Source organism: Bremerella sp. JC817 (genome assembly GCF_040718835.1).
Classification (GTDB): Bacteria; Planctomycetota; Planctomycetia; order Pirellulales; family Pirellulaceae; genus Bremerella.
This window is the reverse complement of sequence record NZ_JBFEFG010000241.1, coordinates 1-13,943: the sequence shown is the minus strand read 5'-3', so window position 1 is coordinate 13,943 and position 13,943 is coordinate 1. Positions and strand designations below refer to the sequence as shown.

The window sequence follows — 13,943 nt, the reverse complement described above, 5'->3', positions numbered from 1 at the left end:
AAGATTTCGGCTTAAGAACTCTCTTGATCATTGGCCGCTTGCCGCCTAGAAATGCGGGCAGCCTTTGTCGCTCGTTTGTCACTCGGTCCCTATGACAGTGTGCCATGTCTGCCGAACCATCTCCCTTCGATCGCAAGTTGGCCCATCGTCAGTTTTCGGCCGAAGCGTTCAACACGGCCTGGGAACTCATCGAAAAGACCGACCGTGGCTTGGAAGAAGACATCGATTTGCTATGCCATGCGGCGGCATCGATGTGGCATTGGCGTCACCGCGAAGACTTGACCGATCAATCACGCTCGGTCGGCTATTGGCAGCTTTCGCGAGTCTTCGCCCTGCTGAGCGACGGGGCGATGGCCAAGCAGTGTGGGCAACTCTGCCTGAAGTACGCCCGGGGGACGCCCCCCTTCTATCAGGCCTACGCCTATGAAGCTCTGGCGCGAGCCGCGGCGATCTGTGGCGAAATGACCGCAGCAAATCGCCATCTCGATACGGCCGAACAACTTGCGAAACAGGTTGGTGAGGCATCGTCCCGGGAAATGCTACTTGCTGACTTGCAATCTATTCGGGGTTGAGTGCGCGAATCGGGAATTTCCGGTTTGTCGCGGTTGTTTTTGGGAATTCCGTAGATAGACTAAGCATCCAATGCCTCTGGTGGGGTGCGATGCTCCCCATTCCAGACCGGCAGCCAGCCAAGTCTCTAATACGCCCCAACCGTGTACCCATATCCGTCGTGGGACGCCTCCGCGAGATATTTCGCCGTGATCTCAACTGCCATATCGTGGCTTTTGCGTCCGTCCGCTGCCAAAGCGGCCGTGCGTTCGTCGGTCCGGACGAACCGACGTCTGCCGATCGAGACGTTGGAAGTCCGTACGCTGATGACGTCTGTTTTGGCGCCAGATAGCCCTATGGAGCCAGTGGTTCCGATTCCATACGTGCTGTTCAGCAATTCACTCGAGCCACGCTATACCGCCGACTCAGTCGTGTTTCTGGGGGACAAGGCGTATCACAACGGCCGCGATGCCAATGGAATCTCGCAGTTGTTCGAATTCGATCAGGCCGACGCCGATGGTCAGCCTGCGGAACGAGCCGTAACTAACTTTCGCTGGTCGGTCTATCCAACCAGCATCATTCAAGTGACGCTGCTGGACGGGCAGATCTATTTCCAGACCAAGAACTCGCAGGAAGTGCAGCTTTGGAAGTTCGATCCTGCCGCGAACCAAGGGGCTGGCGAAGCCACGTTGCTGCATCGCTTTGAAGGCTTCCAACCTGGCGAAACGATCCCGGAAGCGGAAGGGATGCTGACTGAGAACGGGAAACTTTATTTCGAGCTGCAAAAGGATGGCCAGGCTCACGTCTGGACCTACGAACCTGCTTCCGCAGAACCGCTGCAGCCGATCGACGCGATCCCGCAGCATCTAATGGAACAGCCGCCCGTCGAACAGCCCTGGGATGCGGGCATCCTGATACCGAGTGGATTGCCTCCGATCATTCGGCTGCGGCTCGGTTTCCCAGTAGAAAATCGGTGGACGCACGAGCGGACGGTCGTCGACATTCAACTCACGCGTGATCCCTCGCTGCCTCTCGGAGCGAAGAGCTCTGGCTTGCCGCTGGAGCCTGGGCAAATAAGCAGCAGCAACCGCTTCAACGAATGGGAGGAAGTCCCAGGCGAGCTTTGGGTAACCGTTGGTGCTGATATGAAGTCTGGCCCAGTCGATTTGAACTGGGTAATGAAGTCGAAGGCATATTGGCTAGACGATCCTGAGATGGTCGCCGCGATTGGCGACGCCTCGCTGGAGACCGTCACCGATGAAAACGGTGTCCGTGTCACCACCGGCACGCTGCATGGCATTGATCTCTCAGGCTACGCCATCGGCGATCGGGTCCTGGTCGCGCGTTTTGTCCAGAAGCCCAACGCGGACGATCCAGTTGGGATTGCGATTCAATCCGAGGGCTACTATCCCACGCCAGAGACCAACGTGATGTGGCTCGACGAAGCCCAGGTCAGCGGGAATGAAGAGTCCGCGATGGTTTCGCCCACGATCGCTGGAGAGTTTCATCCGGTCGCCTTCGATACCAACGACGACGGCCGCATCGATCGCGCGGACCTCGACGCGCTGCTAGAGCAAATGGCGAAAGGTCCTCTTGCGATCACCGGTGACGAAGGCTTCGCTTTCGACTTCAATCACGATTTGAAAGTGGGGCTCGTCGACTTTTCGATGATGACGAAAGAAATCGGGAAGTCGAAACCTGTCACGGCACCACCGACGTCGGCTTCCGACATTCCTGCGACGCCCGAAGAAGATCCATACGTCTATATCACGGGGTTCAATGCGGAAAACGAGTGGGAAGTCTTCCACGTGCCGAAGTCCGTGAGCCAGGCTCTCATCGACGAGCTGGACGGAATGAACTTTGTGGTGTACGAACAACTCCCGATTTCGTTGCCTAGGTTCGGTTTCGAGCCCGTGTGGATCTTTCCGATCGAACTGACGGAGTTCAATTTCTGTGGCAATCGTGATATTGAAGAGCTGTCTGATTTGAACGACGACGTCGATGACGGGGTAGACGAGGCAAGCTGAGAAGTAAGCCTCGCGCGGTAGTACACATCCCCTGCGGAAATAGTTCTTCCGTCATGGGCGGGGTGTCGTGATTAGAGTGCCTCCTTTTGGTAGAGACCTTTCCACTATCAGGGCGGCCAGAAAAACTTTTCAGATTGGCCCTGAACGTTGTCGTTTTTCTCTGGGCGATTCATCATGGATGGCTTATCTTCGGTTCACGAGATCTAAAGAACAGATATCACCAATGTTATTAACATTCGGATGATATTGAATTTGATCTGGCGTTATGTCCCACTATGCCAGATTGGAGGTCTTCCCAGGCAACTCAAGATCTTGCCCCCCACCATGCCAGCCATCGGGCTGAGCCCTCAAGTTTGGATAAGGCGGAACTCTGTCCAGAGTCTTTACCGTTGGGAACACACTTGAAGAGGGGAGAATCATGCCGAAGCGAACAGCCTTCACGCTGGTGGAATTGCTTGTTGTTATTGCAATTATTGGCGTTTTAATCGCACTTCTTTTGCCTGCGGTGCAGATGGCACGCGAGGCCGCGCGACGTGGGCAATGTGTCAACAACATCAAGCAGATGTTGCTCGGAATGCACAACTATATGGACGTCAATGGCGGACACATACCGCGTGGCGTGCACTTCTCACACACGACCCGTGCCGATGGATGTGGAGGGGATGAGGGGAATCCTTACGCCCATACTTTGCATACCTATTTGTTGCCCTATATCGAACAAAAGAATATCTACGACCAGGTCGACTTTCGTTACGGGATGAAGGCATCGCAGAACGCCCATGTCAAAGCGATGCGTGTCGCAACCTATGAGTGCCCGAGCTCGCCACTGGGGCCGTACATCAGCACGTGTGGTCCGAACAACTATCCGGTGGCAATGTCGAGCCATGGCTACGGCCAGTGTGGTCGCTATGGTCCGCCCAACGGCGGCGTGTTCTCGATCTTCTGGGGCCTGAAGTATCCATTCTCAGCCGGAACGCCGATTCCGCTCGACAACGCTCCGGTCGTGGCACCCAAGATGAAGATGGCGGCCGTGACCGATGGGCTCTCCAACACGATGGTCATCGGCGAGTTCGCCCCAGGCCGCGACTATGTGCTGGAGAATGGAGTCGATAAGAACCAATTTGCCCGAAGCTGGTTTGACGGGCAGTATCAGTCGAACATCGGCTACACCATTCATCGCAATGGAACCCCTAACAGTCCTGAGCCAACGTGGGGTTCCGGTACCTATGCCCGCAACATCTCGACGGTGGGGAGTTATCATCCCGGCGGTGTGAATGGCGGGATGATGGATGGGAGCGTCCGATTTATCCCCGACACCATCGATGGCAACTTGTGGTTTGCGATGGGAACGCCGCAAAGCGGCGAAGTCGTTACGTTGACGTTTTAGCACCGACGAAGGAGATGCGATGAGATTTCTAATGATGTTGTCACTGATCGTCGCGCTGGTTGGATGTTCTCAGGCAATCACGCCTGAGAACGTCGTGGAAGTCAGCGGCAGCATTTTGATGGAAGGAAAACCTTGCCGCGACGCGGAGGTGACCTTTCAAGCCGAACACCTGCCGACGGTCGGGCGCGCGGTGACCAACGGCAACGGAAAGTTCGTCGTCGACGAACTGTTGCCTGGGGAATACACGGTTAGCATATTCCGGATGTCGCAAGATGGTATGTCGATCGATCCGATGTTCGAAAAATACGCTGGCACCGACAGCCAACTGGTCGCCATCGTCACGCCAGAGAAAACGACGTTCGACTTCGACTTAACCAAGTAACCTGCTGCCAATAAAAAAGGCCTCCGATTCACGCGGAGGCCTTGGCACGATTAGGGATCGGTTTGTGGGTGTGGTTAAGAATCGCTTGAAAGCTTCCAACAAGTGAGGCTCGCGCCGCTCCGCAGGTAAAGCCGGTCGCCGACCAGCGCCGGATGCGAGAAGGCATCGATCTTTTCGGCACTGAAAGCAAAACGGCCAACGATTGGGCAGTCGTCATCGGTCGCATCAATCAGCAGCAGTTCGCCGTTGCCAACCACCAGTAAGTGACTGTCGTCCGCGATGATGGCGGCATAGTCGCCGAGCGTTTTGTCACGCTGCCGCGAGAGTTCTTTCAGGTCTTGCGATAAGTCCAAGCAGTACAGAAACCGATTCACACAGAAGACACGCTTCCCCACCACTACGGGCGAACTCATGTCGGGCGTCAGCTTCCGGTTGGTCATGACCGGCTCCGGATCGATCATGCCGTCGGCCTGAAATTGATACAGCCGAGTCCCGTTGTTCTCCGTCGCGATCAACAGTTTGTCGTCCACCACGACGGGCGTAGGAACGTTGAAGTCTCCTTCGATCTCTGGTGTGATCGTCCATAGACGAACGCCGGTCGTCGCATCCCATCCGCCGAGCGTGGTGGCGTCGTGTCCGACGATCTGTCGACGATTGCCTAAGGTTGCCACGATTAGCGAGCCATACGATGGCGCGGCACCGGCAGTCTTCCAGGCGACCTCACCGCTGGCGATATCCAAAGCAACGAGCGCGGCTTCTTTTCCGCCGGTTTGCACAATGACTTTGTCATCGACGATCAAAGGAGATCCGCAGTAACCCCACGGCAAATCGGCATCAGCCCCGAAGCGGGATTTCAGATTCATGTTCCACTGAATCTTACCGCTGGCAAGCTCCACGCAGTGCAGATCACCCATCGCACCAAGTAGGATCACACGATCATCAACGATGGTAGGCGTGCTGCGTGGTGACTGGCCGTAGTCGAGATTGTCGACCGCCAGGTACTGCAGTTGCCAAAGAGTTTTGCCGGTGGCGGCATCGAGGCAACTGAACATGTCCTGAAAGTCATCGAAGTCACGATGACCGACGACCACAAACTGGTCGTTCGCGGCAATGCCTCCCAGTCCAGCACTGGGAAGCACGGTGGTCCAAAGCGATTGCGGTTCTGCCGGAAACGAAGCGGGCAATCGCGGGTAATGGCCATCACGACCCGGGCCGCGCCAACCATTCCAAGCTGGGGAAGAGACCTCAGCTACTTTTTTTTTGCAGCATCTTCTTCCTCGACCGGCACGAAGCCGACGAGCGTTTCCAGCTGCGAACAAAGTTCAGGTTCCGTGGCGACCATCATCAGGGCGTCGTGAACCTGCTTCTGTTGTTTTGGCGAAAGATTGTCCGTGGCGAAGGCGGTCACGAATGGAACGGTCTTCGTCTTGCCAATCACACGCAAGTCACCCTTCTTGATCGTGCCACAGCCTTCCAAAAGAGGCGCGGCATAGCTCGAGATGACAGCGGCCCCTTTCGTCGGGCCTTCCAGCTCGAGGATCTTACAGGCACCATCGCTACAGGCCTGAGAGATCTCTAAGGTCTCTGGCAATGTGATGCCTGCCTTGGTCAGCAGTTCGATGGCGGCTTCATGTTTCTCGGCGGCATCGATCGCACCGAAGTAGATCTGGTATCCCTTCAGGTCGGCAGGCTTCTGGGCCGGGTCGTCCTTGGGAACCACGATCATGCCATACTGCGTGGTCGAACCAGTCTTGTCGGTCAGTCGCGCGAGGGCAGTTGCCGACAGGCCTTTCTGCTTCGTGTCGTATCGCACGACCGAATCCTTGCCGATCACGACGTCGATGGTTCCGCCTGCCAGGTCTTCCGGCTTCAGCGTTTCCAGCGACTCGGTGAAGAGCAGATGCACCGATTGGCCCATTTGCTTTTCAAGGAACGCTTCCAGGGCTTCATACTTCCGCTGGGCGTAACCTTCCACGCAAGGGCAGGAAAGGGGAGCGGCCAGCGGATCCATGACCACCATCGTCAGCGGCTTTTCTTCCGCATAGAGGATCGTCGCAGAGATAACGGCCAGCAGCATCGCTCCGAAGAGCGATGCCTGGCGGGTAAATAGACGCATTGAGTTTCTCCTGAGAGAAGTCATTCGTAGATCGAAAGGAGAATCGCACCGAGGCGATTAGGTTTCTTTGGTCGCTTCCACCTTGGTGGTTTCGGCCGAAGGTGCCTTACGCTGCATCAACACAATATGGTTTCGCGTGATGTCGAGCATGTAGACCGAATCGTTGTCAGGCGAAATGGCGATCGAGACGTTCTTGCAACCAGGAACGAGCTTGACGTCGCCGATGTATTCCTTGAACGTGCCATCGGCAGCGAATCGCTTGATACGACCGGTGTTCGATTCGGCAGTGTAGACGTCGCCAGCTTTGTCGAAGCAAACGTTCATCGGATTACAGCAGCTGGTGAAGCCGTCGGCGCCGGTGCGATCTCGCTTACCCCAGCTCGTCAACATTTCGCCGGAAGGCTCGAAGCAGGCCACGCGATGGCGAGCGTTTTCAGCAACGTAGATTCCGGAGGCACAGGCCTGAACGTCCATGTGTCCGCAGCAACCACGAAGTTCTTTTACCACTAGCTTCGGTTCGGCGAAGTCGACGTTGGTTTGCCATACGTCGAAGGTATAACCCACGGAGGAAGGTGTTGCCAGGTAGACGTTCTTACCATCGGTGCTGATCGAAGCAACCCGCAGTTTACTCACCTTAAGTGACTGCAAGACTTTTTCGATTTCGGCCGAGTTGTCAGGCTTATTTTTGTCTTCACCCGCTTTGGCCTGAGCTTCTTCCTGGGCCTTTTGTTGCTCTTCGAAGTTCTTGATGTTTTCGGGCAAGATCTGCAGCAAGCGGATTTCCTGTTCGTTCAGTTCTTCCGTCTTCTGTTTTTCTTCGAGCTGGGTAATCATCCCTTTGTAGGCCGAGATAATCGATTCCAGCGATACGGGCGGGCGATTGACCTGTTCTTCGGCTTGTTTGCGAAGTTCGTCTTCATGCTCGGCGAGGGCCGCTGCATGGGGAGCGTCTGCTTCTTTGAGCAGCTTGCCCTCAGGCGAGAATCGCAGCATTTTGCCATGACCGGCAACCAGGATGGTCCCGTCGGCGGCCGAGTTGATTGCTTCGGGTTTGATGGAAACTTCCCACGAAGAGAGTTTTTCACCGTTGGCGTCCAGCACCATGACCTGGCCTGGGCCAATTCCACAAGCCGCAAGAATCTGTCCCTTGGCATTCAGGCAGAAGGCATTCACCGGGGTTTCCTTCGGAATCTCGATGAGCCGAGTCTGCTCGTGCGTTGCCTGCTGGTCAATGTCGATCGGTTCCTCTGGCTCTTGAGCCCATACCGGAAACGCGATCAAAGCCGTCAAGAAAAGTCCCCATGCACCCCAGATTTGCCGCATGTCTGTGCTCCTTGTGCGATAAGTGTGGCTCCGTATCGGAAGGTTTGATTATCGCGCGAATCTATATAAATGACAATCAAAATACGAAGCTAATTGTCCTGCATTAGATGAATTCGCATGTATTTTTTCGCGTAAACGGCACATAAACATGTCACCAAGAAATCGGAAAAAATGAGATCATCATCAAGTCAAGAATCATGGATGGGTGCAGAGCGAATCCTGGTGGGTTAGGATAGATTTCCTTCCTCAATTCCCGCCTAAATCTCCAGAGAGACTCGTCATGTCGATGCGATTTTTAGCCAGTACATTGCTGCTGATCCTTTTGAGCTCAACGGGTACCGCCACAGAGCCAAATGCCGAGCGTTTGCCAAATGTCATCGTGGTGATGGCAGACGACATGGGCCTGGGCGACCTCTCGGCGACCAATCCTCAGTGCCAGATCAAGACGCCGCGGCTCGATCGACTCGCAAGCGAGGGATTGACCTTTTTCGACGCGCATACGCCCAGCTCTGTTTGTACGCCAACCCGTTATGGTCTGCTGACAGGCCGTTACAACTGGCGATCGAAGCTGGCTAACGGCGTGCTGGGAGGAACCAGTCCGCATTTGATTCCTGCCGATCGGCCAACGCTGGGGCATCTCATGCGGCAGGCAGGTTATCACACAGCCATGATTGGCAAATGGCACCTCGGTTGGGACTGGCACAAAACGAAAGACGGAATCGATTTCAGCAAGCCAGTGAAGAATGGGCCAGATATCAATGGCTTCGATTACTACTACGGGCATTGTGGCTCGCTCGACATGCCTCCGTACGTTTGGGTAGAAACGGGCAAGCCAACGGCCATTCCGACGCGCGAAGAAGGTGTGACGCGGGAAGAAGATGCTTATGGCTGGTATCGCAAAGGACCGATCGCACCTGACTTCGAGATCGAACAGGTCTTGCCGCATCTGTTCGACAAGTCGATCGCTTACGTGCAAGAGCGGACCTTGGAAGCAAATCGTGACAAACCTTTCTTTCTTTATTTGCCACTGCCAGCGCCACACACGCCGATCGTGCCGCTACCGCCGTTTCGTGACGCGAGCGGTTTGAATCCCTATGGTGACTTCGTCATGCAAGTCGATCATCACATGGGACAGCTTTTGGATACGCTGAAGGAGCAAGGGATCGAAGAGAACACGATTGTCTTCTTCACCAGTGATAACGGTTGCTCGCCCCAGGCAAACTTCCCCGTGCTGAAAGAAAAAGGGCACGACCCCAGCGCCGGTTATCGTGGTCACAAGGCCGATCTATACGAAGGTGGTCACCGCGTGCCGTTGCTCGTCCGATGGCCTGGGCACATTGAACCAGGCACCAAAACCCAATCGCTGGCGTGCCTCACCGATATCTATCCGACGCTGGAGGCAATCACGCAGCAAGAACGCCAAACGACCGGAGGTGAAGATGGCTATAGCCTGGTGCCGCTATTCCAAGGCAAAGATTCAAACGGACGAGAGACGCTGGTGAGCCATTCGATCTCAGGCCATTTCGCCATTCGCCAGGGAAACTGGAAACTGCTGCTCGCCTCCGGCAGTGGTGGTTGGAGTGCACCGAAAGAGAACATTGCCCGGAAACAAGGTTTGCCAGATCTGCAGCTCTATAACCTGGCAGCCGATCCGGCCGAACAAGAAAACCTGGTCGCGGAACACCCTGAGAAAGTGAAACAGCTTCTCGACCTGCTTCAGCAGCAGGTCGAGAATGGCCGATGCACTCCTGGCGGGAAAGTTCCGAACGATCGCCAGGTGAAAGTAATGCCGCAGGATTAAACCTTGAACTGTCCCAGCAAACCTTGCAGTTCGTGCGTGAGCTGAGCAACGCTGGAAGCGGTCGTACGATTCTGTTCGGCGTTGCGATAAGTGTCTTGAGCGATCTGATCGACATGGATGATGCCATTGGTGATCCGTTCGCTTTGTTCTCGCGATCCTTCGATCGTCGAAACGACCGTCTTGGTCATCTCGGACGCGTTGGTAACGTTGTCCGAGATGCTGCGGGTCACGATATTCTGCTCTTCGACCGCTGAAGCAATTGTCGTGGCGAGCTGCGTGACATCGCTGATCATCGCGTTCATTTCGCCGATGGCGCTCATCGCTTCGGACGACGAGTTTTGAATGTGTAGCACTTTCTCGCGAATACTATCGATCGCTCCGGCCGTTTGCCGAGCGAGTTCTTTCACTTCAGTGGCCACGACAGCGAAACCCTTGCCCGCTTCCCCGGCCCGAGCCGCTTCGATCGTGGCGTTCAACGCGAGTAAATTGGTTTGCTCGGCGATGTCTTCGACTTGCTGAATCACAGAACCAATATCTTCCGCAGCGCTGCCCAGCGTATCTATCTTGGCATTGCTGGCGGTTGCCAGGTTCGATGTCTTGGTCATGCTTGACGCAGCACGTTCCGAGTTGCGCGCGATCTCGTCGATCGTTTTCGTCATCTCTTGCAATGACGAGGCGATCGTCTGGATATTGCTCGACATGACCGTTGTTGCCGACGAAACACTTCCCAGGCCCACTTCCATTTCGTTGGAAGATGTGCGCACCTGGGTAGATTCGCTGGTCGTTTGCCGAGCACCATCAATCAACGACGAGGCAGCGCTATCCAGTGAAGTCGCTGACGTCTGAATCGAGGTTGCATTTTGTGCGATGTGGCGGATCAAGTGCTGAAGCTTCTCGACAAATTGATTGAAGCCCTTGGCGAGCTGAGCGATTTCGTCGGTGCCCGAAACATGCAGTCGTCGGGTGAGGTCCCCTTCGCCTGCGGCAATGTCACGAAGCATGTCCACGGTTCGGCGGAGCGGAGTCGCGATCGAACGGGTACAGATCACGCCAAAGGCGACGCCAATGATCAAGGCGACAATTGTGACCATCGAAAGTGAGATCACCGCGAATTGACGATTGGAGTCAACACTGGCCATCGTCGAATCGACGGCACGCTGAGCATCGTCCCCGAGTTCTTCCACATGAGCGACTAAGGTTGAAGCGATCTGCTGATAATCCTTGGCTGCTTGGCGATATTGCGAAAGACTGGCAATAAAGTCGTCGGAAAGGCGAGATTGTTCGCGGAAGAGCTGTCGGTAGACTTCGGAGTAGGTTTGGGAGTTGTACTGGGGGAACTCTTCCGACTGGAAAGGAACGTCGAAGCTGCCTGAGGCCAGCATGCCTTGCATCGCTTCTTCATGAAATTTACGAGCGGCATCCAAATCGACCTTGGACTCTGCGATATTACGACCAGCGATAATTTGTTCGAGGTAGAACAGCTGCGTCAGGAAGCCGATCGATGCTTCCATCCCTCCGTCAGCAGCTTCCCACTTTTGAGCAATCCCATCATTCCAGGTAAACGGTTTGTCCGGGTTTTGTTCCAGCTCTTCGACCGCGGAATCTCCGAGAGTTTCTACCAATTCGCCAACTTTCACGAAATGATTCGAATGATCCCGCAGCAAGGTTCGTTTGGCATCCATGTCAGTGTACAGGGAAAGCAAGTTGTCGAGCGAGGAGTTGTACTCAACGAATTGCTTCTGAAGTCGCTCGGAATGCTCGCTATCAATCAGGCCGGACTCCATGATCTCGACAAATGCTTGCTGTGATGTTTCGCGAGAGGTGGTGATCAACGCGAGATTCTCTTCACGATCGAAGCCTTGGCGAATGTTTTCGACCGCCAACATTTGTGAGCGAACACCCAAGATCCCTTGCGTTGCGCCAGAGTTTGCTTGCCAGCCATTGCTGATCAGGTAGTCGAGTGAATGGTCGTAGCAGTGAACGACATAGGCGCCGGTGGCTGCACATGAGAGCACTAGCAGGCCCATCACCAGGAAGCCAATGCCAAGCTTGGCGCCGACTCTTGAATTCACCCATCCCCACCAGGTCGATCGCTGAATTTGCATCTGTTCAGTACTCATTTGCCCCACCGAATTACAATAACGAACATGATGTATGTTGTGATTCGATCTAGATGATCGAGGAAGCATAGGCTGTTATTTAGCACTGTTTGACGTCGCGAAACCGATTCGCCGCTCTAATCGAAATGACCTGTTCTTGGGACGAAATTCGCCCCCATCTAAGCGTTGAATTGCGGACTGCCGCAGCCCACTAGTACCTGCTTGGCAACCGATGAAACGTGCGACGGAACCACCTCTTAACCCCAGAAGGTTGGCAATCACGGATGATTCGATTCGGGCAGGTAATCAGTCTCTTAATCGCTATTTTCTTAGTAGTCATTGATCGCGCAGAAGCAGCACGATTCCAAGGTTATCCAGAACCTGGGATCGCACCGAATGATGCGCCAATGGAGACTCAACATCATCCTTTGGTGGTGCCGGAGTTGCGCGGACCCAGCGGTGGCCCCGATGAGTTGTTAGCCTCTGAGGCGCAGATCGAGAAAGAAGAACTCGAGCCTTGGGGAGGAACGCTGTTTGGTGAGTGGTTTCATGTGCTGGGACCAAAACAATCAGTCACCGGTGAGTACATCTACACCGGCGAGGTCTTCAACAATGCCCATGGTGGCATTAAGACGAGTGGCGCGACGGCCTACCGTGGCAACATCGATATTGTCTTCAGCATCGACATGAACGAAGCGGTCGGGATTGAAGGAGGTACCTTCTTCATCTACGGCGAGAACAATCACGGCCGCAGCATCACGACCGATTACGTGGGCGACTATCAGACGCTGAGTAACCTCGACGCCGATCCTTTCACGCAGATCAGTGAATACTGGTGGATGCAGGAATTCGGCGAGGGAGACGTCTGGTTCAAGATTGGTAAGCAAGACGCCAACGCCGACTTTTGTGCCCTCGATCTGGCGGGCGATTTCGTTGGATCTTCGTTCGGTGTGATTCCTAACGTTCCGATGCCAACTTTTCCGACCCCTGGGATGGGCATCGCCGGATTTGCTCGTTGGTCTGATTCCTTGCTGCTGAAAGGTGGCATCTACGACGGAAATCCGCGCGGAGGAACCTGGGGCCTTAACGAACTCGGGAAATATGGCCACTTCGCGATTTTTGAGGCGGCCTGGGAACCTCGTTTCGGAGCAGAAGGGCAGTTAACCGGAGTTTATCGCTTTGGTGCCTGGCGACATTCAGGCGAAGTCGAGCATGTCGATGGCAGCGGCGAAACTCGCCAGGGAAATCATGGCTTCTATATGGCGTTCGACCAGTTGGTCTTCCGAGAAGGGAACGACCCAGAAACGGATCAGGGTTTGGGTTTGTTCTTCCAACTGGGCTGGGCCCCTGAGCAGTACAACGAAATCAACCGATATTACGGCTGCGGTCTGAACTACAAGGGATTCTTCGAGGGACGCGACGAAGATTACATCGGCCTGGGGTGGGCCTATACCCAATGGGGGCCCACCATTCATGAGATTTCAGGACATACCTACGAATCGGTCGTCGAGCTCTATTATCTTTGCCAGCTAACGGACTCGATTGTTTTGCAGCCTGACTTCCAATTCATTGCCAACCCAGGCGGAGTGGATGCCCGAGACTGTCTGGCAATTGGACTGCGATTTGAAATCGCTCTCTAGAAAACCAATCTATCGGCGATAAATCTTGCCGCGACGATTGCGGTAGTGGTACCGAGCTGCCACTTCCGTTGGCTGATCTTGAATTTCAGCCGACCGATCAGGCGTGATCGTTGGGGGAACCAAAAGGAGCGAAGCGACGGTCAGCAGACCGGCCGATACAAGAATAAATGCGTTTCGCATCCGAGAACCTCAGAAAAAGCGAATCATCGATGGGGGAGTGAATGATCAAAGATCTATCTCCACCCTAATCAAAGCTGCAGAAGGGTCAACTTCCGCGAATGGGGCAGGGTGTTGTCGTATCGGATATGCCGGTTATTCAGAATCCGAATTACCGCCAGAAGACCAGGCGAGATATGGACAGGCCAACCAATGGTCTGGTCGACGAGCGAGCCCGAGATGTTCCGTCTGTATTGCGACACTGATTTGCTACGCAGCGCGCATGAAAAAACCTCTTAGAGCGGTGAAGCTCTAAGAGGCATTTCAATATAAATAAGGTAGTGACTTGCTTGAGTGATCGGTGGTCGTCCCACTTTTGGGTTCGTTGGGTTCGTGAAAACCACTTGAACCAAAAGTTTTCCTTAGAAAGGAGGTGATCCAGCCGCAGGTTCCCCTACGGCTA

At 54.7% G+C, this 13,943-nt stretch carries 11 protein-coding genes; 6 read left to right on the top strand and 5 right to left on the bottom strand.

What is annotated here, in order from left to right:
* Positions 1–104 precede the first annotated feature (104 nt).
* From AB1L30_RS02320 to AB1L30_RS02305, 4 genes are all read left to right on the top strand, one after another.
* A complete protein-coding gene (locus tag AB1L30_RS02320; protein ID WP_367011727.1) occupies positions 105–572 on the top strand; it encodes a hypothetical protein in 468 nt (155 codons plus the stop codon).
* Between the two features lie 186 nt (positions 573–758).
* On the top strand, positions 759–2,576 hold the full coding sequence (locus tag AB1L30_RS02315; protein ID WP_367011726.1) for a hypothetical protein: 1,818 nt from the start codon (positions 759–761) through the stop codon (positions 2,574–2,576).
* A 418-nt stretch (positions 2,577–2,994) separates the two neighbouring features.
* Entirely contained in the window at positions 2,995–3,963 is a 969-nt protein-coding gene (locus tag AB1L30_RS02310) for a DUF1559 domain-containing protein (protein WP_367011725.1), read from the top strand.
* A gap of 19 nt (positions 3,964–3,982) precedes the next feature.
* Positions 3,983–4,345 (top strand): carboxypeptidase-like regulatory domain-containing protein, encoded by a 363-nt coding sequence (locus tag AB1L30_RS02305; protein ID WP_367011724.1) that lies wholly within the window; start codon positions 3,983–3,985, stop codon positions 4,343–4,345.
* A 74-nt stretch (positions 4,346–4,419) separates the two neighbouring features.
* On the opposite strand, the gene AB1L30_RS02300 is transcribed toward AB1L30_RS02305, so the two are convergent.
* The 3 genes from AB1L30_RS02300 to AB1L30_RS02290 form a co-directional block, all read right to left on the bottom strand.
* Positions 4,420–5,529: a PQQ-binding-like beta-propeller repeat protein gene (locus AB1L30_RS02300; RefSeq protein WP_367011723.1), complete on the bottom strand. Its 1,110-nt coding sequence runs from the start codon at positions 5,527–5,529 to the stop codon at positions 4,420–4,422.
* Positions 5,530–5,594: 65 nt separating this feature from the next.
* The gene (locus AB1L30_RS02295; RefSeq protein WP_367011722.1) at positions 5,595–6,461 is read right to left on the bottom strand and encodes a PhnD/SsuA/transferrin family substrate-binding protein; all 867 of its coding nucleotides are present in this window, start codon (positions 6,459–6,461) and stop codon (positions 5,595–5,597) included.
* Between the two features lie 57 nt (positions 6,462–6,518).
* Complete coding sequence (locus AB1L30_RS02290) at positions 6,519–7,784, bottom strand: hypothetical protein (protein WP_367011721.1); 1,266 nt, start codon at positions 7,782–7,784, stop codon at positions 6,519–6,521.
* A gap of 280 nt (positions 7,785–8,064) precedes the next feature.
* Here AB1L30_RS02290 and AB1L30_RS02285 point away from each other — a divergent pair, with 280 nt between their 5' ends.
* Complete coding sequence (locus AB1L30_RS02285) at positions 8,065–9,585, top strand: arylsulfatase (protein WP_367011719.1); 1,521 nt, start codon at positions 8,065–8,067, stop codon at positions 9,583–9,585.
* Here AB1L30_RS02285 and AB1L30_RS02280 read toward each other — a convergent pair.
* Positions 9,582–11,705, bottom strand: a complete 2,124-nt coding sequence (locus AB1L30_RS02280) for a methyl-accepting chemotaxis protein (RefSeq protein WP_367011716.1) — start codon at positions 11,703–11,705, stop codon at positions 9,582–9,584. The two genes, AB1L30_RS02285 and AB1L30_RS02280, sit on opposite strands and share 4 nt — an antisense overlap.
* Positions 11,706–12,091: 386 nt before the next feature.
* Between AB1L30_RS02280 and AB1L30_RS02275 the strand changes: the two genes are divergently transcribed.
* Entirely contained in the window at positions 12,092–13,324 is a 1,233-nt protein-coding gene (locus AB1L30_RS02275) for a carbohydrate porin (RefSeq protein ID WP_367011715.1), read from the top strand.
* 9 nt (positions 13,325–13,333) lie between these two features.
* Here the strand turns inward: AB1L30_RS02275 and AB1L30_RS02270 are convergent, their stop codons facing one another.
* Positions 13,334–13,504 (bottom strand): hypothetical protein, encoded by a 171-nt coding sequence (locus tag AB1L30_RS02270; protein WP_367011713.1) that lies wholly within the window; start codon positions 13,502–13,504, stop codon positions 13,334–13,336.
* Positions 13,505–13,943 lie beyond the last annotated feature (439 nt).